Here is a 22,497-nt window from a genome sequence, read left to right as displayed (position 1 = left end):
GGAATGTCAAAAAGAGTAAATCAGATTCGGAGCGCTTAGAATAGAGAGGAGAAAATATGGGAATGAACAGAAAAACAGGACGAGGCGCAAAATTTCTTATTGTGTTTGTTGTCATAGTGATCATAATGGCAGCAGTTACATTTTTTGCAGGAAAGTATGCTTATCATTTGTTAAGGGAGTACATAGAATATGCGTCGAAACAAAGTACGGAAGTGGTTTTAGAAAAAGACGGACTGAAAGGAATGATCGAATGGATGTCTGAGAAAGAAAAAGAGAAACTTCCGAAAAAATTTCTTGTTTCCGATATCGAGGCAGAGTTGTGGAAAAACGGAGAAGTGTACGACTTTGCGTTTAATATTCAAGAATTTGACGAATCAGATGAATACATGAAAGATATTTATTACAGGTATGACAGCAGAGAAGGAAAGCTTAGTAAAACAGAAAATGTAAACGAGGCGTTTCCGACTGAGTATGACCCGAATGCAGAAGTGGATTATTTGGACAGCCAGATAAAAATGCTCCCGCTAATGGCGCAGATGAAGGAGTTGGATTTTGACAGATATGTCGTGGAATACAGTCAGGACAGACGGCTTCAAGATGTGGATGTAGTGATAGACGGAAGAGACGGAAACGGATTTTCCGTGCTGACACAGAAAGAATATCAGCAGGGAGCAGGAGGGGCAAGCGACGGAAGTTCGCAGGTTGTGATCTCTCTGACTGACGGTGGAGGAGTGATGGGAGAGAGGATCGAATATATCTGTGCTCCGGCAGATGAAAATGCGCTTGTCGGTCAGACGGAGACAGTGATGCAGACCGATTATTATTTCAGGGGAGAGGAACTTATGCTGACAGATGACAGTGGGGAAACATGGGTTGCAAGCGGTTTGACGACAAAGCAGTTGGAAGAAACGAAAGCGGTATACGGTCAAGGAAATATGATTCCGGAGAACAGTGTTTACGCAGACGGAAACGGAATGTTTGCAGTATTTTGGGGCGAGACCCCGACGCTTCATGTCTCAAAAGATGACGGTGAGACTTGGACTGATTTTGTATTTCAGGAGGAGTATCCGAGACTATGCACTTCGAGAATTGTTCGTTTTCTTGATCCTGAAAACGGATATGTAGGTCTTGGAACAGACTGGTCAATGGGAACCGGAGGAGCTACTTACATCGGCTGGACGCATGACGGCGGCGCAACTTGGGAGACAACACCTGTAGCTGTGGAAAACGGATGGATTTTGTCGGGACTTGCATTTGCCGATCAGTCAGCCGGGATGCTTACGATGGATGAACAATTTGGAGAAAATTCGTGGCCGCATGTACTTGTGACAGAAAACGGCGGGGCGTCATTTGCGGAAATAGAGCTTCCGTGGGATACTGTTTCGGAAGAAGTGATGTTTCTGAATAAAGTGGACAGTTTGAAATATGAGAATGGAGTTTATTACTTAACCCTCGGTCAGGGGGAGTATGGAAATAAAAAAGCTGATTTTACAAGTACAGATTTGAAGAGCGGATGGAAATTTGAAAAAAGCTATATAGGAACAGTTCATTTGAATGGATAGGGGGGCATAAAAATATCGCATCTTAAATGACAGGTTTAAGATGCGATATTTTAAGTTGTTATTAAACATTTTTATTCCATTATTTCATAATCTTCTTTTTCTGCTAAATCAGATTGGAGGTTTTGAAGGTACTCATTGCAGCTGTTCAAGTGTTCTGTTTCGTGTTCTGATTCTGAGTAGATGGTTGCAGCGTTATTTAAGTAATCTTGTTTTACGGAGTTTAAATATTTCTCAATCGGTAGATTGATTTTATAAACTTCAAATTCGTGTTGCCAATATTCTTCTTCAGAATCGAACTGATTAATTAAAGCTTGTGCTTCGTCTTTATTTGTTGCTCCGTTTATGATCTCTTTTAATTCATCCAAATATGCCCAAACTTCCTCATCGGTTACAGAATAGCCTTCTGAAATTGCCTTTTGATATGTAGCATCACGTTCTAACATATATTTAATTGCTTTTTCGCGAGCAGTAGATTCGGTATATCCGGCTAAAATGTAAAATTCGGTAGCCTGTTCAATATCGTCTTTTGTAATAATTCCACCTGATTTCCCTTTTGCAAAAATAGAATTATCACTTTTTTCCTTATGAGATTTAAATAACTGTCCGACTTTTTCCATGATATCAATATTGGACTCAAATGATGTGGCATATACAGATATTGATCCTATGATTAAAATAACAAGTAATGATGTAGCTATTAGTATTCGTTTTTTCATAATTGACTCCATTTCTTTGCTTTTTAATAGCAATTTTAAATTTTTAAGGGTGATCACAAAATTATTTTGTTGCTAATGGTATGGTTGCTGAGTTTGAGTAGGCCATAGGAATTCCATCTGGACAGGTTAATAAATATGTGATTTGTCCTTTGTAGGTAGTGTTTTTAGGATAATATTTTACTGTAGTGTTAAAATAGTACCATCCCCATTCCCACTTGCTAGTATCTACCAACAAATCGCCTTGTTGGAACGGTGATATAATAACTTTGTTAGTTCCATCCGTATGTAATGCGTTAGATACATCTACAGAAATATTGTTAGCTCCAGCGCCAGATCTTTTTATCATATAAAATTTTTGACGAAATGGAAATGCATTCTGTGTATTAGTGGAAGAATAATAAGATTCGTAATAGTCTAATTCTATGTCCACTACATTCCATCCATTATCGGGTATTGCAAAAACATGTTGATCTTGAACTACGCTTCCTTTTTGCAATGACTGACGTTTGGTTTGAGTTTCTAAGTGCGTTGCATGGCTTGTGATGAGTGGAGAGTAAATTAACATAGCAAATAAAATTGGAATTAATGTAGTTTTTTTAAAAAAATTTTTCATATCTGTTCCCTTCCTCGTACATCAAATATTTAAAAGTAGTGAATTTAATGAAAACTAAAAGTAAAGTTTTCATTGGCATAACTCTTTATAGAATTCTTTTTTAATTCTAATAGGTTGCTTTGTTTATAGTTTTTTAATTTCTCTAAATATGCCCAAAACTTTTCGTCAGTTACATCATAAACTTTTGCGATTGCTTTTTGATAAGTATCATCACGTTCCGATATATATGTGATTGACTTTGTGTTGCTGTCAATTTATTTGAGAGTTTGAATAGATGATATTTTTTCTCCTTAATTATAACACTATTTTTACTCTTTTTTTTGAAATGTAACAAAATGCATAGGTTATGGTAATAACTTACATGTTTTAGATGTTTGTCATCGCTTTTCTTTTGGTCAAGGAGTCTTTATAGTATTATATAAAAAATCTCCATTCTTACTTGAAGGATGGAGATTTTTAAAAGTAATTAAATGGCAGTGTATACAATTTCTCCGCCGCATACAGTCATTTTCACTTTCCCGTACAATTCCCAGCCGATAAACGGTGAATTTGACGACATGGAAGCGAAGAATTCAGGAATCCATTTTGCTTCGGGATCGAAGATCACGAGGTCGGCAGGAGCGCCCTTTTCGATTTTTCCGCCGTCTAAATGATACAGTCTGGCGGGATTGATCGTCATTTTTTCGAGAAGCTGCATAAGTGACAGATGCCCTTTGCGTACAAGAGAAGTGATCCCGAGCGCCAGTGATGTTTCCAAACCGATGATTCCGCTTGGAGCGGCAGTGATGGAGCGTTCTTTTTCTTCTTTGCTGTGCGGGGCATGGTCTGTTGCGATAATATCGATCGTTCCGTCGGCGAGTCCGGCGATGATTGCCTGACGGTCAGCTTCGGAGCGAAGCGGCGGGTTCATCTTTGCAAGTGTTCCATATGTCAGAACAGCCTCGTCTGTCAGTGTGAAATGGTGCGGCGTTGCTTCCGTGTGAATATTTGCGCCGAGTGATTTAAAGTGGCGGATAATGTCTACGGAACGTCCCGAGCTGATATGCTGCATAACAACGTCGGCGCCTGAATGCAGCGCGATCATGCAGTCTCTTGCGACGAGGGATTCTTCGGCGATAGAGGGAGAACCGTAAATGCCGAGCTGTTCAGACACCGCGCCGTGGTTGACGCCGTTGTTTTTAATAAATGACGGATCTTCTTCATGAAGGCTGATCGGTACGTTTAGCTGTTTGGATTTTTCCATTGCCTCGTATAAAAACGCGGCGTTTTTCAACGGAATGCCATCGTCGGTAAATCCGCATGCTCCGGCAGTTTTCAACGCTTCCATGTCGGTCATTTCTTCGCCGCGCAGTTTATGAGAGACGGAAGCGGCCTGATAGACGTGTATTTTTTCGTCTTTCGCTCTTTCTAAAATATCTGTTAAAGTTTCTGTATTGTCTACGACCGGAGACGTATTTGCCATACAGATGACAGAAGTAAATCCTCCTGCGGCGGCGGCCTGTGAACCTGTGTGGATATTTTCTTTGTAAGTAAATCCGGGGTCACGGAAATGGATATGCGTATCGATAAGTCCCGGCGCGACAGTCAGACCGGCGGCATCTGTTACCTGCTCGTTTGGGGCAGGTGAAAGAGTGTTTCCGATTTCTGTAATGATCCCGTTTTTGATTCGGATATCGTAATTTCCAGATTTTTTAGTGGCAGGGTCTATAAGAAAACCGTTTTTAATAAGCATGAAAAAACCTCCTTGAATATAAGATTGCTGTAATAATTATTATGCGAAACAAAGACGCGTAACGGAAATAAATGGATTCATATGTAATCATATATAAGTGAAAAACGCATCTGTATATAGGTAAAGTATAAAGGAAGAATAAGAAAGAGACAAGAGAATAAAAAGGAGCAGTGTTATAAAACCGGATATAAAAAACTGCCGCATCCTGATCGTGAACATATCATAGATATCAGGAGCGGCAGTATGTGAATTAATTTTTGCGGTAGAGGTGACGCGGGATACCGTCAACCATTACCGGAGATACATCACCTTGAATGAGCGGGCGTACATATGAAACAAAATCGTCGGTTACATAAGATCCGTCTTCTGTAACCCATTCGCGCGGAACGACTTTTTCGTCGTTTGCAATCTTATGCACATCTTTTACTTCTGTTCCGCATTGATACGGATCGTCGGAAAGACGCTGGAGAACGACCATCTTGCCGGAATCTCCTTCATCCGCAGCTTTTACTGCCGCGCCGCCTACCTGATAAGCTTCGAGAATATCGACTCTGGAAGCGCAGTGGGAAGCGGAGCGCTGCAACGTGCTCAATTCGATCGCACGGGTTTTGCAGCCGAATTCTCCGGCGATATAGCTTGCGAGATAGTTCGCAGTTCCCGAAAGCTGTTTGTGACCGAACGCATCGACAAAATCAACGCTTTGTCCGAGTTCGCATACATATCTTCCGTCGGCGAGACGGATTCCCTCCGAAACGGCGACAACAACCGACGGTTTTTTCGCCAGAAGATCTTTTACTTTTTCGCTGAAAGCTTCGATATCAAAAGGAAGTTCAGGCAGATAGATAAGATCTGGTCCCAAACAGTCCTCGCCCTTTGCAAGAGCTGCCGCTCCGGTCAGCCATCCGGCGTTTCTTCCCATGATCTCAACGATAGAAACAAGCCCTTTTCCATATTCAAGGCAGAAGCTGTCGCGGATGATTTCTTTTACAGATGTTCCGATATATTTTGCGGCGCTTCCGTATCCCGGAGTGTGGTCTGTAAGAGCAAGATCGTTGTCGATCGTCTTAGGGCATCCGATAAATCGGGTGCGGTAACCTGTTACAATGGCGTAATCAGAAAGTTTTTTGATCGTATCCATTGAGTCGTTTCCGCCGATGTAAATAAAGGCTTCAATGTCAAGCTTTTCGAGAATTGAAAAGATTTTTTCGTATACGTCTTTATTCTCGTGGATCTCAGGCAGTTTATAGCGGCATGATCCGAGGAAAGCCGCAGGGGTTCTTTTCAAAAGTTCTGTATCAAGATCGTTCGTAATGTACTCGGACAAATCAATGTAACGCTCTTGAAGGAGTCCCTGAATGCCGAAAAGCATACCGTATACTTTGTTTGCGCCTCTGTCTTTGGCAGTGCGGTATACTCCCGCGAGACTTGAGTTGATTGCCGCTGTCGGACCACCGGATTGTCCGACAATTACATTTCCTTTCATGATGAAGTACCTCCGTTCTGTATGTTTGCCCGCAGGTTGTTGCTGCGGACGGATATACAATTATTTTAGTGCATAATGACTAATTTGTAAACAAAAAAATCAAAAACATAGGCAAAATAACGAAAATGACAAAAAGTGATACATTATAAGAAAAATTGCGGAAAAGATGTTATGCTGTTAAAATACAGGATAAATCAGCGCTGATATTTTGCGGCGCGGAAAGAGAGGCTTGGTATGAAAAAATATGATTATCTGATCGTCGGTGCGGGATTATACGGCGCAGTTATGGCATATGAGCTTGGAAAAAAGGGAAAGTTATGTCTTGTGATCGATAAACGAGATCACATTGCCGGAAATATTTACTGTGAAGATGTAGAAGGGATTCATGTGCATAAGTACGGAGCGCATATTTTCCATACGTCTGATAAAAAAATATGGGATTATATAAATCAATTTGCGGAGTTTAATCACTATATTAATTCTCCGGTAGCAGTTTATAAAGACGAGTTGTATAATCTGCCGTTTAATATGAACACATTCAGCAGGATGTGGGGAATAAAAACACCGGAAGAGGCAAAGAAGATCATCGAAAGACAACGAAAAGAGTCGGGGATAACAGAACCGAAAAACCTTGAGGAGCAGGCGCTTTTCCTCGGTGGGAAGGATATTTACGAAAAACTGATCAAGGGATATACAGAGAAGCAGTGGGGAAGAAAATGTACGGAACTTCCGGCATTTATCATTAAGAGGCTTCCGTTTCGTTTTGTGTATGACAACAATTATTTCAACGACAGATATCAGGGAATCCCGATCGGCGGCTATACTCCGATCGTGGAAAAAATGCTTGAAAAAGCGGATGTTCTTACGGGAACAGACTTTTTTGAATTTCGTGCTCAGAATGCGGATATTGCAGACAAGATCATATTTACGGGGATGATCGATGAATATTTTGGTTACAGACTCGGAGCGCTTGAGTATCGTTCGGTGAGATTTGAGACGGAGACACTTGACTGTGACAATTATCAGGGGAATGCGGTTGTCAATTATACCGATGGTGAAGTGCCTTATACACGTGTGATCGAACATAAGCATTTTGAGTTCGGAAAGCAGGAGAAAACTGTGATTTCACGAGAATACTCCTCGGAGTGGGCAGTTGGAATGGAGCCTTATTATCCGGTCAACGACGAAAAAAACAACGCTTTATATGAACAGTATAAAAAACTGGCGGACGAAGAGGAAAACGTGATTTTCGGCGGAAGACTCGGGAATTATAAATACTATGATATGGATAAAGTGATCGCAGCGGCTCTTGAACAGCTTGACCGGATTGTGTAGACGTAAGAAAGAGACAAAAGAAAAAGGCAAAAAAGCAAAAGAAAAAAGATAATGCAGACACTTGCTTTTCTGTATAAATTCAAGTAAGATACAAATACTTATTAAATGAGTCTGATTCAAGACACATCTTTTACGGCAGTTGTTTCGCCGGATTTCGCCAAGAATAATAAGCTCATTCGGGAACGGGGCAGGAGGGACGCCCCGCTTCCGGTTATGTGCACCCGATGAAAAAGTGAATATGGAAAAAATGAATGCAGTGAACTTGGAAAAAATGTATGAAGTATTGAAATTTGTCGAATACGGAGGTTACTGCCGCAGAAGCATGGATTGTGTACATGGTATGCTGCTTATCGATCGTATGAAGAATGAAGCGGTCGTCGATAAAGCAGTTTTATTTGGATGGTTCCGAAAAATGGCAGTCTGTGCAGAGCAGTATGAGCGATGCGGTGAAGGACAGAATTATAAGTATTTGAATCCGTATGGAATTGTGTTGTCTGATGAAGGAGAAGTGTTGTTTCTGGATACAGAATCGAGAGAAAATGCCGAGGTGATGAAGCAGATGCAGAAAAGAGCTGTCAGAAGTCATTTTATCAGACCGGTATACGAAATGGATACTTGCGGCAGCAGAGAGCCTGATCTGTTTGGATACGGGAATACGCTTCGTTTTATGCTGGCATATATGAAAGTAGTTCCGGCGCTGACAAAACGGGAAGAAATCCGTCTTTTTCGTATATGTGGGAAATGCATCGGAGAGACAAGAAAAAAATACAGCTCGTTTCTGCAAGTTTTAAAAGAACTTCCTACAGTGAGGAACAAAACAGAAAAGACAGACAAAAAGCGTGTCGGAGTATGGTCGGGAATCGCGGCAGGTGCGGCGGGATGTATTTTGGCGGCGGTTTATATGGGAGACGCTCACACAGATCTGGCTGTATCGAACGGAGAAAAGATTACAGGGGAGGATATAAAAACAGATACGGGAACAGATATAGAAACAATAGAAACAGATGTAGAAACGACAAAAACAGGCTCAGAAACGACAGAACCAGGTGTGGAAATGACAGAAACAGATATGGGCAAAGATAAAAGAGCAAACAGAGAAGCGGAGGTGCGGTCAGATAGAGACGGAGATACAGAAAACGAGGAAAGAAAAAAAGATACGGCAGATGCGGATGAAGTGAAGAAAAATGTGACAGACGAGAGTGGAAAAACAGATGCCGCTGCGGAATGGATGGAATTGTATTTGGATCAACATACGGATAGTGGAAATCAAAAGGCGATAGAGATAGGGGAAAAAGCGAGATTGTCCGTTTTGTGGAAACTGGCCGATGCTTATGAGCGGTCGGGAATGAAGACGGAGCAGATTCAAACATACGGTCAACTGATCGAATGGGAGCAAGATCCGATACAATTAGAAGAGGCCGGCGTAAGAAAAATGAAGCTGGAAGCAGCGCAGGGCGATTATAAACAAGCGGCGGAGACCGGGAAGAAAGTTTTGGAACGGATTGAGGCGTCGGAAAAAATCACAAAGATGCTTAAAGGGTATGAGTTATATAAAGGCGAAGAAGGAGAATCGTAAGCGTCAGAGTGAAAATACGAAATATGGAGAAAAATAGTTCTGAAAAGGGAGGATGCCGGGTAATCAATATGATTCCCGGCATGTATTATGAAAAAGTTTATGCAAAAACAACTTGTAATCACCTTTAATTCGGTAAGCTTAGTATATGCGATATAAATGAAGAAAACGTGAGGAGAAAATGAAAGAATTTAAAATAATAAATGAACAAAATATGAACATCCCGCTTTAAGAAGAGAAAAGAAAGTAAAAGACCGATGGGGGAGCCATCGGTCTTTTGAGGGGAGTATAAATAATTAATAAGGGGTTGTAGAAAATAACCTTTCTACAAGAGACAGTATAATATAGGAAAATGGAAAAAGCAAGCAAAAAATTAAAAAATTGAACAAAAATATTTGAAAAATTTAATAAAATACAAAGAAAAACACAAATAAAAAGAGGAATAAAAAAATAATAAGGAGAAATACTAGTTTTGAATCAAAAAAACAGGAGGAAAATACAATGGCAAAAAACTACAGTAATGCAAACAATTCAGACAAAAACGCACAGTCAAAAAACGGAGCTTTCTCTTCTTATTCAGAGTCACAGAACAGCAGCAAAAATTGCGATAAGAACACAACAAAAAATGCAAGCAGAAATGCAAGTAAAAACGCAAACAAAAATGCAGATAAAAACAGCGCAAAGTCTGCTATGAGCTACGGCGGAAATAAAAACTGTGGTAAGATCAGAGACGCGTTTGACGAATCTGACAAATACTAAAGATTAGGTGAAAAACATCTCGTATTTACAGAATACGATGTGAAATGTTTTATTCGGTAAAATAATAGTAAAACAATGGCAGGGCGGAGTAAACTTCAACTTTACTCTGCCCTGTTTTTATAGTAATATTGTAGGAAGAAAAAGGTAAGGACGGATAAGTTCATGGATAAAATAGAATGGATAGCCCCTTGTCACTTTGGTTTGGAATCGGTACTCAAACGAGAGGTTGAACAACTCGGATACGAGATCGTACAGGTGGAAGACGGCAGGGTTACTTTTCGCGGAGGCGCGGAGGCTGTTTGCAGGGCAAACATATTTTTGCGGACTGCGGAGCGTGTATTGATGAAAGTCGGCAGTTTTCAGGCAAAGACATTTGACGAGCTGTTTGAGAAAACGAAGGAGCTGCCGTGGGAAAATTACATACCGAAAGACGGAAAGTTCTGGGTGGCAAAAGCGGCATCGGTAAAAAGCAAGCTGTTTAGTCCATCTGATATTCAGTCGATCATGAAGAAGGCTATGGTGGAAAGACTGCGGGGCAAATACGGGATCAAGTGGTTTGAAGAAACAGGCGCGTCTTACCCGGTGCGCGTGTTTCTTATGAAAGACACGGTGACGGTAGGGCTTGATACGACCGGAGTATCGCTTCATAAGAGAGGATATCGCCCGGTGGCGGGAAAAGCGCCGATCGCAGAGAATCTGGCAGCGGCGCTTATTATGCTCACTCCGTGGAAAAAAGACCGGATTCTCGTAGATCCGTTTTGCGGAAGCGGTACGTTTCCGATCGAGGCGGCGATGATCGCAGCCAACATTGCTCCGGGAATGAACCGATCGTTTACGGCTGAGACATGGACAAATATCATTGCGAAAAAGTCATGGTATGAAGCAATCGATGAGGCGACGGATATGATAGACGACGATATAGAGACTGATATCCAAGGATATGACGCAGATGCATCTGTCCTTCGTGCGGCTCGCAGAAATGCAGAGGAAGCAGGGGTTGGTCATCTGATTCATTTTCAGCAAAGGGAAGTAAAGGATCTCAGTCATCCGAAAAAGTATGGATTTATTATTACGAATCCGCCGTACGGCGAACGTCTTGAGGAAAAAGAAGCTCTTCCGAAATTATATAAAGAATTCGGAGACGCCTTTAAAAATCTGGATAGTTGGTCGGCGTATATGATTACAAGCTATGAGGAAGCGGAACGGTATTTCGGACGGAAGGCAGATAAAAACCGGAAAATCTACAACGGGATGCTGCGGACTTATTTCTATCAATTTCAAGGTCCAAGACCGCCGCGGAAAACGGTAAGAGAGCAGGGGATGGCATTATGAAAAGAAGAATTGTATTTGCAACGGGAAATGAAAATAAAATGAAAGAGATACGAATGATCCTTTCAGATCTGAATACGGAGATCGTTTCGATGAAAGAAGCGGGAGTGGATATCGATATTGTGGAAGACGGAATGTCTTTTGAAGAAAATGCAGAGATTAAGGCGAGATCGGTAGCGAGAATTCTTACAAACGATATTGTTCTTGCGGATGACTCCGGGCTGGAAATCGATTATCTCGATAAAGCTCCGGGAATTTATTCTGCAAGATTTGCAGGGGAAGACACATCCTATGATATTAAAAACCGTATTTTTCTGGATCGTCTGGAAGGGGTTCCGGATGAAGAGCGTACTGCGAGATTCGTATGTGCGGTAGCGGCTGTATTTCCTGACGGAAGCGTAGACGTAGTAAGGGAGACGATCGAGGGAAGGATTGCGCATGAGTCGGCGGGAACGCACGGCTTTGGTTATGATCCGATCTTTTATCTTCCTGAATATGGCTGTACAACGGCGCAGCTTAGCCCGGAACAAAAAAATGAAGTAAGTCACCGAGGCAAAGCGCTCTGTGCGATAAAACGCAAATTAAAAGGGAAAATCGGAGATGATTTATTATGAAAGTACTGATAGTCAGCGATACACACGGCAGACATACAGGATTAGACCGTGTTCTTGAAAAAGAAGGAAAGATCGATCTTTTTATTCATTTAGGTGATATAGAAGGCGGAGAAAGCTATATTAATTCGGTTGTGGAATGTGAGAAGCATATGGTAAGAGGAAACAATGATTTTTTCTCGGATTTGCCGCGGGAAGAGGAAATCGATATAGGTGGGTATAAAGCCTTTATTACTCATGGACATCCGTATTATGTGTCTTTGGATTCAGAGTATATAAGAGAGGAAGGCGCAGCTCGAAAAGTCGATATCGTGATGTTTGGTCATACACATAAGCCGTATTTTGAACAGAAGGATGGAATCACTGTGCTGAATCCGGGCAGTTTGGCATATCCGAGGCAGGAAGGCAGAAAGGGAAGCTATATGATTATGGAGATTGATCAGGAGGGAAAGGCTCATTTCAATCAGAAATACTTGGATTGACGGAATGTCCGGCAGAGTAAAAGACGGGAAATTGCGTGTAAAAACAGGATGAAATAAAAAGTCATTAAAAAAATAAAAAAATGCAAAAAAAATATTGACAATCTAAAAACCTTATAATATAATAGGCATTGCGCTACGGGAGAGACAGGAACGTAGGAAATGCCGGGGTGTGGCTCAGCTTGGCTAGAGCGCCTGGTTTGGGACCAGGAGGTCGCAGGTTCGAATCCTGTCACCCCGATAAACTCTGCGGGTGTAGTTCAATGGTAGAACACCAGCCTTCCAAGCTGGATACGTGGGTTCGATTCCCATCACCCGCTTTTCCGTAGAAATACGGAGAGCCTTTTGAAAAGGGGATATTAAAATGAGTCTGTAGCTCAGCTGGATAGAGCAACGGCCTTCTAAGCCGTAGGTCGAGGGTTCGAATCCCCCCAGGCTCGTTATGGTGGGTATGGTGCAGTTGGTTAGCGCGCCAGATTGTGGTTCTGGATATCGTGGGTTCGAGTCCCACTACCCACCCTTTTCTTTTATAATTCAAACTGGCATGCAGTGTCAGAAATAAAGTCTTTAATGGGCTATCGCCAAGCGGTAAGGCACAGGACTTTGACTCCTGCATTCGCTGGTTCGAATCCAGCTAGCCCAGTTATCTCGGGAAGCTGAGAAGAAATAGTGAGGGCGTGTAGCTCAGTTGGTAGAGCACTTGACTTTTAATCAAGTTGTCCGGGGTTCGAATCCCCGCACGCTCACTGTGAAACAAGCGAATATGCTTGTTTTATTTTTTGTATAGGCGACGTGCTAAAGTCCGGGGATGCCCGGAAATTTGGAGGTTGCTTACAAAGTCCCGAGATATGCCTTTTGGCGTTTTCGGTGATCGAAATATAACATGCGGATGTGGCGGAACTGGCAGACGCGCTAGACTTAGGATCTAGTGGGAGACCGTGCAGGTTCGATTCCTGTCATCCGCACTACAAAAGCCGTAACCTTTGAGTAATCAGAGGTCACGGCTTTTTTGTTACGGTAATGAGCCAAAATCCGGATTTATCCGAGATCTTGACGGATAAAATGTTTTATCCGAGTTTTCGTTTTTTGTGCATTATATAAAGCAATCCTATGATGCTGCACATTGTGGCAAGAGGAAGCAAAAGAGGTGTGCTGTCTCCTGTTTTTACACTGGTATCCGCATGTGAAGTGTTTGTATTTCCCTGATTTCCGCTATTGGGATTTTGTGGGTTTTGCGGCTCGAGTGGTTCTTGTGGGTCTTTATTTCCGCCCTCATCAGGATCATCTTTGTATGCGAATTCAAATGTATTTAATTGATTCAGTATATCGGATACTTCCGCAGGCGTTGCGTTTGGATCGGTTAAGATCGCATTTGCAAGCTCTCGAAGTCTGGTGAAATCATTCCAGGAAGCATCTGTTGCGTTGCCTTGAGTCATATCTTTTATTTTGTTATATTTTTCCTGAAGCAAAGTTTTATCTGCGCGTAGATCCTTCATACGCTGTATTAAAACGGCGGTTTTTTCATCGACTTCTTTTTGGGTATATGTGCCGTTTAATAAAGCTTCTGCCTCTAAAATGCTTTGTGTTAATGCTTCAAAACTTTCTTCCGTATATCCTTCCCGGGAAATGGATTTTGCGGCTTTTAACGCGTCGTTTAATGCGGACGTATCAACTTTTATCTCCTGAAGACTATTTCTTGCATTCCGAACTTCATTTGCCTTATCATTCATTTCGGAAGTACACGTTTCTTCATCCTTTTTGTTTAGGAGTTCTCTGGCGCTGTTGACTGCCTTTTGTAATTTGTTCCAGCTTTCTTCTGTGTATTTGTCTTTATTCAGCCCGTCGCAGATCGTCAGTTCTTCTTCCAATTGGCTTCGGTCTACGATTTCTTTCTTTTCTGTACGGATCTTCAGTGTTCCGACTTCGACCCATCCTCTTTTTTCCGGTGATCCGTTTGGACTTTTTCCGACACGTTCAAATTGAATTGTGTAGCTGCCCTCCGGAAAGTCTTTCTGTATCAGTTCGGCGCCCTCTATGCGTTTTTCGGCATATGTATCAATTTCTTCTCGGCAGATCTGTTTCTCGTTTTGATCTAGGATCGTCACCCGGATAACGCCGTGATCATCTCCTTTGACCGTGGAAACTTGTATCGAATTTCCGTTGAATTTATAAGTCAGAGGCCCCGCATCATCTGCTTCTGTTGCTTTGAAATCTCCTGCCTGGATCCACTTTCCGGAACCTTGCAGATCTCCTGCCGGGATGGATGTTTCGGAAAAACCGCCTTGTTCGAGACTGTTTAATGCTGCCTGTAGTTTTTCTGTCATTTGATCGACGGCTGGTTGTTTTACGTTTTCGTCATCGGCTGTTTTCTTAGCGTCTGAGAGAACTTTTTTCAGTTGGTATAAAGAATCGTTTGTATAGTTTCCGTTTAGTTCCTGTTCTGCTTTTGTGATCAGCGAGTTTAATTTTGACTTATCTGTCGTTCCGAATCCGAGACGGTGATATCTGTCAGATAAAAATTCGGTACGGGAATCAATAATATCCTGCGATGCTTTCAGTTGTTCTTTCCCGTCTGAAATACTTTCTTCAAACGCGGTTTTTAATGTTTGCGGCGCGTTTACATAATGGTCGGCAGTTCTGTCGGCTTCTTCTGCCGAACGTATCATTTTTTCTAATTCTGACGTATCTCCGGCGCCGTCTGCCTGTACGCCTGTGTAAAGAGGCGCTATTTCATATAGAGACGGTTCGCCTAAGAATCCCGGTTTTAATATTACCTTTACGGATTCTGTCGTTGTTTCGGGAAATTCGGCGAAGTAATAAGCGTGATATCCGCCGCTTCCGCCGTCGATATCGCCGACTTTGTCGTCGATATTTCCCATTTTTGTTCCTTCATACACAGTTCGATATGTTCCGTCAGAAAGCGCCTGAATTTCAAAAGCGCCGATTCCGTTATTTTTGGATACGAACAGATCGAAATTCATTTGATCGAGCGTTTCTTTTTCGGAGAAATTCAATGTGATTTCCAACGGTTTAGAAGCGTCTACGTTTTTGGATGCCCACCGTGTCGAAGTGTTTTGATCGATCATACCGGCTTTTACATAGTTATTGCCCCAGTCCTCTGTATGAGATACGGTTACGTCTTGGATCTTTATGCTTTTTGCTATGTATTTCTTTGTGTATACAGGGCTGACTCTCTGTTCGTTATAAAACAGCGCCGCTCTGACAACGGTATTTTCTTTATTGTCTAATTGCAGAGGGTGTTCATACCGGTCAGATGTATGTCTCGGAATACTTCCGTCTGTTGTATAACGGATCTCAAAGTCTTTGGCGTCTGAACTCTTACTCAAAGTAAGTGTCCGGTCGTTTCCTGTGATGACACCGGAATCTTTGCTGAATGAAATGATCCGGTTTGCCATCGGTTTTTCTAATTGTGCGCTAAGATCTGTAAATTGGTTCTCGGCGTTTTGATAATCCTCTAAATCTCCGGTGTTTTCCAACAGAGTCTTGCGCAGTTTGCGAAGCTGATTGTAAAGCGTGTCGATCTGTGAATAGGTTAAGTTATCTTTGTCGGTCAGATAATATATGTTTTCTGCCTTATTCAGATAGGAGCGATATAACTGATCCATTAGTTTGACTTTTGTCAGAACTGTACCTAATTCTTTTGAAGAAAGATCGATTGCTGTCTGCAGTTCGTTTTTGGCATTGATGAGATCAGGGTGAAGCTGATTTAAAAATGTAGACGCCTGCTCTTTTAGTTCGTTTATATTTGTTTCGGATATATCGATCGTATATGTCTTGCCGGCGTCTGCCTCAAAGGAAATACGATCTTTATCGGTATCTTTTGTCACCTGAACTTCTTTGCCGTCTTCGTAGATCTTTGCAGAAGTAATATTTTTATATGATCCTGTGAAAACAGCGCTGTCTTTATTGCCGTCATAACGTACGGTAAAGGCTTCCGCAATGCCGTTCGCCCATTTTTCGCCGATCGTGAAGTTACCTCTGGCCTTTAGACCTCTGACCTCTCCTTTTTCCCATGCGTCTGGAATTGCGGGGAGGAATTGTGTGTAGCCTGACTGCGATTGAACAAGCATTTCTGCTACGCCGGAAGTAAGACCGAAATTGCCGTCGATCTGCCATACCGGAGTTCCGTTCATCATTGTGTCTCCTCCGCCGGATCCGTGAGAATCGAAGAGATTATGCTGGAGACCGGAAGAATTTCCTCCGATCAGATTGTTCAAAAGCTTATATGCCTTTTCTCCGTTTTCGGCTCTCGCCCAGAGATTGATCTTGTTTGCTTTCGACCAGCCTGTAGAATATTCTCCTCGTTCGGTCAATGATTGAATAGCGGCGTTCATGTAAGTCGGATTCTCTTTGTTGATCAATGTTCCGGGAAAGAGTCCGACCAGATGGGAGGCGTGTCTTTGCTCTCCGTTATGTCCGATATTCCATCCGCTGTTAGGTACTGCGATCTCTGCCAGATCTCCTGCTTTTGCATAAGATTTGTTATGTCCGGTTTCCTGACCTACACGGGTTTCTTCGTACCATTCTTTAATTCCGTTTGTAGCGTTGATTTCAATCGGATCAAGTTTTTGCATCTTTTCTTCCCAAGATTGCAGAACAGCTTCATCTTCTCCGACGATTTTGCCTGCCTGGATACATTCGTTATATAATTCCCATATAAGAGATTGGTCGTAAGTTGTTCCGATTGCGGTCGGTCCTTGTTCCTCTGAAAAACTAGGCGCTGCTACAAGTCTGTTTTCACCGTGATAAGGCGAAGTTTCGTCGTTGATTTTCTGGTATTCTGACGTCCAGAGATAAGAGTCCCAAAATTGTGCCGCCTCTTTCATGATCGGATAAATAGTATTTTTTAAATATGCTTCATCCTGCGTAAACTCGTAATGCCACCAAAGGTTTTGGACAGCCCATGCCGCTCCTGTCGGATTCCAGCCGTATTCCTGCGCGTTAGTAGGAGCGGTCATGCCGAAAGGATTGTTTTCCGTATGTACGGTAAATCCGGTGTGGTTATCGACAGCCCCTTTAATACCGTGAACTCTTTCTGCCGTCAGGCGTCCCGGTTCTCTTAATTTATCCATGTAATCTACAAAAGTTGTTCCGCATTCGGCAAGGTTCGTTGAATATACCGGCCAATAGTTCATCTGTACATTGACGTTAAAATGATAATCTCCCGTCCACGCGGAAGGACCTACTGTCCATAAGCCGACAAGGTTGCTTGGGAGCGTACCTCTGGAACCGGCTATTGTCAGATAACGTCCGTATTGGAATGCAAGAGTTTCCAGGTAGTGCGAGTAGCTGCCGTTTCGATATTCGTCTATCAACTGATCTGTCGGAACGGATGTCTGAAACTCTCCTAAGTCTAAACTTACTCTGTCGAAAAGACTTTGGTGGTCTTCTATATGCGTCTGCTTTAATTCATCGTAAGATTTTTTCGAGCTGTCATTGATCCGGGTGTCGATAACATTCGACAGATTTTTCTCTTTGTCCCGGTAAGTAGGATAATCGTTTTTGTAATCTGTCTCGGCAGCCATTATGATTGTGACCTGATCTGCATTTTTAATCCGGTAAACCTGATTTTTTTCATCTGCCGTTATCTCGCCGCCGGTTAGAAGGAGTTTCATAGTTGTACGGAATTTTAAATCATTATCTTTTACTTTTCCTTCGATAGTGCAAGTTTGATTCCGGACATCGAATGTAAGCTTTCCTTCTAAGTTATCGTTGTTTAGTTCCATTTTTGCGCTGAAATTAAGTTTTCCTTTTTCAGAAGCGGAGAGGTTTGTTACCATTACCTGATCCGGACTGCTTACAAAATGCTCTCTTTTGTAAGAAACATTTTTATAAGAAAATTCTGTTGATGCAATTCCGGTTTGTAAATTCAGTTCTCTCCGATAATTCTGCACATTATCGTCAGTGATTCCCATTGCGGAAAAATCAAGCCAAATATCGCCGAAATCTTGATAACTGCCTTTGTTTAGATTGTCTTCGCCCGGAAATCTGATTTTTGCCCCCATACCGTAACCGCCGAGACTTTGGTCATCGTTAAATACATTAGAAGATTTGTCATCAAGCAGTTTTCGATAATTTTCAATCTCTGTGGCAGTATATGCCGTTGCTTTATTTCCGAACTGGTAGTTGGGACGGCTCGATGAAGGACCGCCTGTCCAAAGTGTTTTTTCGTTGAAATGGATTCTTTCTTTTGAGATTCCGCCGAAAATCAAATTTCCCAGATTCCCGTTTCCGAGAGGCAGAGATTGCTGCATCCATTCGCCGCCGCTGGATTCGGCAGTATTAATTTTGGCAGGAGAACCGTACCATAGTTTTAATGTCTGATTTACCGCTTTTTCTACGGATATCGGGAAGTTTTGTTCCGGCTCTTCGGCAAGAACAGTTTGCGCGGAACCGATGGGAAGTATGAGAACCGCACACATCCCCGCAAGCAATTTTTTCATTCTTGTTTTCATCATTGTCTCCTCTAATTTCTGTAGATTCATAAATAAGTATAAAATTCTATTATGAATATATCGTTTGGAGAGGAGATTGTCAATTTAAAACAGGATATTAAAAGCTGTTTTTTAACACATTCCGGATTGAAATGGACAATTAACAAAAAATTCTGAAAATTCAAAAACTGAGTTTGTGGTCATTGTTTTTTTGAGCATTGATAAATCGAGTTATAACTGTGGAAACCGGTGTCGGTCTGCAGAATTTATTTTTGCTCTTTGTTGACAAACATCATGAAAAATGCAATAAACAAAAGCGCTGAACATACGAGGATCGATTTCTCATGAAAGCGTTTGATGACGAAGTTTCCGAGGACTGCTCCGATTATAAAGCAGAGGATAATGCCGTAGAAAATAAGGGCGTTGTAGAATGCTTTACGGTCATGGGTTCGCAGAAAGCGGTGCAGATTCTCGGTTCCGTTTCTTAAGTTTCCGATACACATAGTTGTAGCCGCTCCTCTGTTGCGGATCTTGCGAAAGCTTTCGACCTGAATGCCGCAGGCAAAAGAGGTGAGTGAGTTTGCGAGGGGATTTAAAGAGTGAGGGAAAAAGGCTACACATATTAAAATAACAGCTTCCAACAGAACGGAAAGCTGACGCCAGTGGAGTCGTATGTTGAGGCAGCGCACAGTATCGGCAAGTAAGATGCCGAGAGTAAACGCGAGAACAGGGAGGAGATAGCTGAGCATGGCAAAATAGTTCCCTTCCGCGAGATTTACACCGAATAGGAGCAGATTTCCGGTTTGGGCGTTTGCGAATACGTTTCCCCGTTCAAGATAAGAGTAGGCGTCCATAAATCCGCCGGATAAGGCGAGGATGATTCCTAAGCGGAGTGTTTCAGACATTTGCAAAGAGTGTTTCATAGGGAAATCTCCTTTCGGTAATTAAAATGGTTTTGCTGAGGATGTCGTATTATATAGAAGGAGCATCCCGTCAAAGAGGCGAGAATGCTCCGTTTTGATATTTTTTTAATAGGCAGAACGCCGCGGCGGAAGCGCAGAGCTCACCTACAGGGAATGAGATCCATACGCCCGTAGGTCCGAAAAAGCGGGTGAGGATGAAACTTAACGGGATTGTTATCACAAATTGGCGGAGCAAAGAGATGATCAGAGAATTCCGCCCGTTTCCTATCGCCTCAAATACGCCGGAATAGATCAGACCGACAGAAGAAACAAGAAATCCGAGGCTGATGATGCGAAGAGCAGTGACTCCGGCGCTCATTAAAGCGGCGTCTGCATCGAACAGAGCGAGAATCTGTTTCGGAAGGGCAAGAGCGAGGATCGTTCCTGTCAACATCAATCCTGCCGCAGTGAGCAGGCTGTATCGTATTGTTGATTTGACGCGGGAACTTTCACCGGCGCCGTAATTGTACCCGATGATCGGACGCATTCCCTGTACGATTCCGTTTGCAGGCATATAGATGAAAGTCTGAAGTTTGAAATAAACGCCTAAAACTGCGACATAAACGTCTGAAAATGCAGTAAGTATACTGTTTAGTACACTGATCAATATAGACGGCAGGAGCATCATAACAGTAGAGGGGATTCCGACACTGTAAATTTGTCTGATGATCGCTTTATCAAAGACAAGATGCTTGAAGCTGATGTGTACCGCGTAAGAGTTTCTTCTATATACGATGATGTATAAGAGTAAGGCGCTGATCTGTCCGATCACGGTGGCGATGGCAGCGCCTGCAACGCCAAGCGCCGGGAAACCGAGCAATCCGAAGATCAGGATCGGATCGAGTATAATATTGACGACACAGCCGGCGATGAGAAGGTACATTGTAATCTTCATTTCACCGATTCCCTGGAAGATCTTTTCAAATGCAATTTGAAAAAGAGAGCCGAAAGAAAGGCAAAGTACGATTTCCGTATATATGGATGCGTCGTTTAATATTTTCGGGTTGTCTGTAAAAAGTTTTAAAAACGGTTCGGAGATCGTCAGACCTGCAATGATAAAAAAGATGCAGTGGATCAATGTAAGGGCGATTCCCAGAGTCGCCGCCCGGTCAGCTTTTTCCCGATTTCCCGCTCCTAAATGAATGGAGATAGCGGAGCTGATCCCGACGCCGATTCCGACCGCTGCGGATAAGATCGCGTTTTGAAGCGGATAGGCAAGCGAAACGGCAGTCAGAGCATCTGTGCCAAGTCTGGAAACGTAGATACTGTCAACGATGTTATAAAGCGATTGAATAAGCATGGACAGCATCATAGGTACAGACATAGAAAGCAGAAGAGAAAAAACAGGTTTCGTCTGCATGAATGAATTTTTCTTTTCCATAATAATAAAAGTCTCCCTGATGTAATACTTTTGCCGATAAAAATATCGGATCAAAAGTTTGTCATTTAAAATATGCCGAGATGTTCGAGCAGGATCTTAACGCCGAGAAGAATCAGGATGATACCTCCGGCAAGCTCTGCTTTCGCTTTGTATCTTGTCCCGAATATGTTTCCGATTTTTACACCTGCGGCAGCGATGATAAACGTTATTACGCCGATAAATGAAACGGCAGGAATAATATGTACATTTAAAAAGGCGAAGGTGATGCCTACGGCCAGAGCGTCAATACTTGTCGCAACAGCCAGAGGGAACATCGTTTTGCAATCTAAAAGGTCGTTTGAAGATTCTTCGTCGCCGGAGAAAGCTTCGCGGATCATATTGATTCCGATGATGGAAAGCAGCATAAACGCAATCCAGTGATCTATAGCGGTAATGCCGTCTTTAAACCGGATGCCGAGAAAGTAGCCTGCTGCAGGCATAAGAGCCTGAAATCCGCCGAACCAAAGACCGACGGCGGTAATCTTTTTCCAGGTGACTTTCGGCATAGCAAGTCCTTTACAGACGGCAACGGCAAAAGCATCCATGGAAAGTCCGACTGCCAGGATGAAAAGTTCTGTAAGTCCCATATAAAAAACTCCTTAGGAATTATAAATCTTAAAAATAATAGCACTAAAAATACTGTTTTTCAAGAGAAAGGAACGGGGGTTTTGGGACGAGAAATAAAACAAATTCACAGGATTGACATATTTGTATGGTAATCTGAAAATAAAAGAGAAATTATCGGAATATTTTTGCCGGTACATTTTTATATGAGAGGTGGATATTGTGGAAAATATAAAAGTGCTTGTTGTAGATGACGAGAGCAGGATGAGAAAACTTGTGAAAGACTTTCTTACCCGGGAAGGATATGCTGTGCTTGAGGCGGGAGACGGCATGGAAGCGATGGACATTTTCTATGAAGATAAGGAGATTGCCCTTGTGATCCTTGATGTGATGATGCCGAAGATGGATGGCTGGCAGGTTTGCCGGGAGATCAGAGAGACGTCCAAAGTACCGATCATCATGCTGACGGCAAGATCGGAAGAACGTGACGAACTTCAAGGGTTTGAACTTGGAGTGGACGAGTATATATCAAAGCCGTTCAGCCCGAAGATTCTTGTGGCGCGGGTAAACGCTATCTTAAGACGAACTCTCGGAAATACGGCCGGAGATGTGATCGAAGCGGGAGATATCAAGATTGATAAGGCGGCGCATATTGTTAAGATCAATGACAAGATGATCGATTTAAGTTATAAGGAGTTTGAACTGTTGTCATATTTTGTGGAAAATCAGGGGATTGCGCTGTCCAGGGAAAAAATATTGAATAATGTGTGGAATTATGATTATTTCGGTGATGCGAGAACAATCGATACTCATGTGAAAAAACTCCGTAGTAAATTAGGCGACAGGGGCGAGTATATCAAAACGATATGGGGTATGGGATATAAATTTGAAGTCAATTAACCGG

General features: G+C 42.4%; 16 protein-coding genes and 7 tRNA genes. 15 read left to right on the top strand and 8 right to left on the bottom strand.

All coding sequences use genetic code 11. From position 1 onward, the window contains the following. Positions 1 to 62: 62 nt before the first annotated feature. Positions 63 to 1,562, top strand: coding sequence for a hypothetical protein (locus ACH9UM_RS11705; protein WP_227069757.1), 1,500 nt, complete (start codon positions 63 to 65; stop codon positions 1,560 to 1,562). Positions 1,563 to 1,633: 71 nt separating this feature from the next. Here the strand turns inward: ACH9UM_RS11705 and ACH9UM_RS11700 are convergent, their stop codons facing one another. From ACH9UM_RS11700 to ACH9UM_RS11685, 4 genes are all read right to left on the bottom strand, one after another. Further along, the gene (locus ACH9UM_RS11700; RefSeq protein WP_009243064.1) at positions 1,634 to 2,278 is read right to left on the bottom strand and encodes a hypothetical protein; all 645 of its coding nucleotides are present in this window, start codon (positions 2,276 to 2,278) and stop codon (positions 1,634 to 1,636) included. A 61-nt stretch (positions 2,279 to 2,339) separates the two neighbouring features. Continuing rightward, positions 2,340 to 2,891, bottom strand: a complete 552-nt coding sequence (locus tag ACH9UM_RS11695) for a hypothetical protein (protein WP_004846960.1) — start codon at positions 2,889 to 2,891, stop codon at positions 2,340 to 2,342. Positions 2,892 to 3,357: 466 nt separating this feature from the next. Further along, positions 3,358 to 4,623 (bottom strand): dihydroorotase, encoded by a 1,266-nt coding sequence (locus ACH9UM_RS11690; RefSeq protein ID WP_004846959.1) that lies wholly within the window; start codon positions 4,621 to 4,623, stop codon positions 3,358 to 3,360. 250 nt (positions 4,624 to 4,873) lie between these two features. After that, entirely contained in the window at positions 4,874 to 6,106 is a 1,233-nt protein-coding gene (locus ACH9UM_RS11685) for a 6-phosphofructokinase (protein WP_004846958.1), read from the bottom strand. Between the two features lie 234 nt (positions 6,107 to 6,340). Between ACH9UM_RS11685 and glf the strand changes: the two genes are divergently transcribed. The 13 genes from glf to ACH9UM_RS11620 all read left to right on the top strand — a co-directional run bounded on the left by glf (position 6,341) and on the right by ACH9UM_RS11620 (position 13,157). After that, a complete protein-coding gene (glf, locus tag ACH9UM_RS11680) occupies positions 6,341 to 7,441 on the top strand; it encodes a UDP-galactopyranose mutase (protein ID WP_400091407.1) in 1,101 nt (366 codons plus the stop codon). A gap of 238 nt (positions 7,442 to 7,679) precedes the next feature. Then, the gene (locus tag ACH9UM_RS11675; protein WP_004846955.1) at positions 7,680 to 9,017 is read left to right on the top strand and encodes a tol-pal system YbgF family protein; all 1,338 of its coding nucleotides are present in this window, start codon (positions 7,680 to 7,682) and stop codon (positions 9,015 to 9,017) included. 498 nt (positions 9,018 to 9,515) lie between these two features. Next, a complete protein-coding gene (locus ACH9UM_RS11670) occupies positions 9,516 to 9,773 on the top strand; it encodes a hypothetical protein (protein ID WP_004846953.1) in 258 nt (85 codons plus the stop codon). A 162-nt stretch (positions 9,774 to 9,935) separates the two neighbouring features. Next, on the top strand, positions 9,936 to 11,105 hold the full coding sequence (locus tag ACH9UM_RS11665; RefSeq protein WP_004846952.1) for a class I SAM-dependent RNA methyltransferase: 1,170 nt from the start codon (positions 9,936 to 9,938) through the stop codon (positions 11,103 to 11,105). Continuing rightward, on the top strand, positions 11,102 to 11,716 hold the full coding sequence (gene rdgB, locus ACH9UM_RS11660) for an RdgB/HAM1 family non-canonical purine NTP pyrophosphatase (RefSeq protein WP_004846951.1): 615 nt from the start codon (positions 11,102 to 11,104) through the stop codon (positions 11,714 to 11,716). Before ACH9UM_RS11665 ends, rdgB begins: the two co-directional genes overlap by 4 nt. Continuing rightward, entirely contained in the window at positions 11,713 to 12,195 is a 483-nt protein-coding gene (locus tag ACH9UM_RS11655) for a metallophosphoesterase (protein WP_004846950.1), read from the top strand. Before rdgB ends, ACH9UM_RS11655 begins: the two co-directional genes overlap by 4 nt. Before the next feature lie 163 nt (positions 12,196 to 12,358). Then, positions 12,359 to 12,433, top strand: a tRNA-Pro gene (locus ACH9UM_RS11650). An 8-nt stretch (positions 12,434 to 12,441) separates the two neighbouring features. Further along, positions 12,442 to 12,512 (top strand) — tRNA-Gly (locus ACH9UM_RS11645). Between the two features lie 46 nt (positions 12,513 to 12,558). Beyond that, positions 12,559 to 12,632, top strand: a tRNA-Arg gene (locus ACH9UM_RS11640). 5 nt (positions 12,633 to 12,637) lie between these two features. Then, a tRNA-His gene (locus tag ACH9UM_RS11635) sits at positions 12,638 to 12,711 on the top strand. Between the two features lie 52 nt (positions 12,712 to 12,763). Next, positions 12,764 to 12,835: transfer RNA gene (locus tag ACH9UM_RS11630), tRNA-Gln, on the top strand. Positions 12,836 to 12,865: 30 nt separating this feature from the next. After that, positions 12,866 to 12,938, top strand: a tRNA-Lys gene (locus tag ACH9UM_RS11625). A 139-nt stretch (positions 12,939 to 13,077) separates the two neighbouring features. Further along, positions 13,078 to 13,157, top strand: a tRNA-Leu gene (locus ACH9UM_RS11620). Between the two features lie 102 nt (positions 13,158 to 13,259). Here ACH9UM_RS11620 and ACH9UM_RS11615 read toward each other — a convergent pair. The 4 genes from ACH9UM_RS11615 to ACH9UM_RS11600 form a co-directional block, all read right to left on the bottom strand. Beyond that, entirely contained in the window at positions 13,260 to 18,671 is a 5,412-nt protein-coding gene (locus ACH9UM_RS11615; RefSeq protein WP_238102424.1) for a glycosyl hydrolase family 95 catalytic domain-containing protein, read from the bottom strand. 242 nt (positions 18,672 to 18,913) lie between these two features. After that, a complete protein-coding gene (locus tag ACH9UM_RS11610; RefSeq protein ID WP_055158722.1) occupies positions 18,914 to 19,570 on the bottom strand; it encodes a YoaK family protein in 657 nt (218 codons plus the stop codon). 70 nt (positions 19,571 to 19,640) lie between these two features. Further along, a complete protein-coding gene (locus tag ACH9UM_RS11605) occupies positions 19,641 to 20,990 on the bottom strand; it encodes an MATE family efflux transporter (protein ID WP_009243054.1) in 1,350 nt (449 codons plus the stop codon). Positions 20,991 to 21,055: 65 nt separating this feature from the next. After that, a complete protein-coding gene (locus tag ACH9UM_RS11600) occupies positions 21,056 to 21,616 on the bottom strand; it encodes a manganese efflux pump MntP family protein (RefSeq protein WP_009243053.1) in 561 nt (186 codons plus the stop codon). A gap of 199 nt (positions 21,617 to 21,815) precedes the next feature. Between ACH9UM_RS11600 and ACH9UM_RS11595 the strand changes: the two genes are divergently transcribed. After that, positions 21,816 to 22,493: a response regulator transcription factor gene (locus ACH9UM_RS11595; protein ID WP_009243052.1), complete on the top strand. Its 678-nt coding sequence runs from the start codon at positions 21,816 to 21,818 to the stop codon at positions 22,491 to 22,493. Positions 22,494 to 22,497 lie beyond the last annotated feature (4 nt).

Origin of the sequence: Mediterraneibacter torques, assembly GCF_044591705.1 — a bacterium.
Lineage (GTDB): Bacteria > Bacillota > Clostridia > Lachnospirales > Lachnospiraceae > Mediterraneibacter > Mediterraneibacter torques.
The sequence above is the reverse complement of the archived record's forward strand: the minus strand, read 5'-3'. Positions and strand labels throughout refer to the sequence as shown.

Excerpts from the sequence above, each read along its gene's own strand:
- ACH9UM_RS11705 (WP_227069757.1), top strand. The coding sequence starts at position 63 with ATGAACAGAAAAACAGGACGAGGCGCAAAATTTCTTATTGTGTTTGTT.
- ACH9UM_RS11700 (WP_009243064.1), bottom strand. The coding sequence starts at position 2,278 with ATGAAAAAACGAATACTAATAGCTACATCATTACTTGTTATTTTAATC.
- ACH9UM_RS11695 (WP_004846960.1), bottom strand. The coding sequence starts at position 2,891 with ATGAAAAATTTTTTTAAAAAAACTACATTAATTCCAATTTTATTTGCT.
- ACH9UM_RS11690 (WP_004846959.1), bottom strand. The coding sequence starts at position 4,623 with ATGCTTATTAAAAACGGTTTTCTTATAGACCCTGCCACTAAAAAATCT.
- ACH9UM_RS11685 (WP_004846958.1), bottom strand. The coding sequence starts at position 6,106 with ATGAAAGGAAATGTAATTGTCGGACAATCCGGTGGTCCGACAGCGGCA.
- glf (WP_400091407.1), top strand. The coding sequence starts at position 6,341 with ATGAAAAAATATGATTATCTGATCGTCGGTGCGGGATTATACGGCGCA.
- ACH9UM_RS11675 (WP_004846955.1), top strand. The coding sequence starts at position 7,680 with ATGGAAAAAATGAATGCAGTGAACTTGGAAAAAATGTATGAAGTATTG.
- ACH9UM_RS11670 (WP_004846953.1), top strand. The coding sequence starts at position 9,516 with ATGGCAAAAAACTACAGTAATGCAAACAATTCAGACAAAAACGCACAG.
- ACH9UM_RS11665 (WP_004846952.1), top strand. The coding sequence starts at position 9,936 with ATGGATAAAATAGAATGGATAGCCCCTTGTCACTTTGGTTTGGAATCG.
- rdgB (WP_004846951.1), top strand. The coding sequence starts at position 11,102 with ATGAAAAGAAGAATTGTATTTGCAACGGGAAATGAAAATAAAATGAAA.
- ACH9UM_RS11655 (WP_004846950.1), top strand. The coding sequence starts at position 11,713 with ATGAAAGTACTGATAGTCAGCGATACACACGGCAGACATACAGGATTA.
- ACH9UM_RS11615 (WP_238102424.1), bottom strand. The coding sequence starts at position 18,671 with ATGATGAAAACAAGAATGAAAAAATTGCTTGCGGGGATGTGTGCGGTT.
- ACH9UM_RS11610 (WP_055158722.1), bottom strand. The coding sequence starts at position 19,570 with ATGAAACACTCTTTGCAAATGTCTGAAACACTCCGCTTAGGAATCATC.
- ACH9UM_RS11605 (WP_009243054.1), bottom strand. The coding sequence starts at position 20,990 with ATGGAAAAGAAAAATTCATTCATGCAGACGAAACCTGTTTTTTCTCTT.
- ACH9UM_RS11600 (WP_009243053.1), bottom strand. The coding sequence starts at position 21,616 with ATGGGACTTACAGAACTTTTCATCCTGGCAGTCGGACTTTCCATGGAT.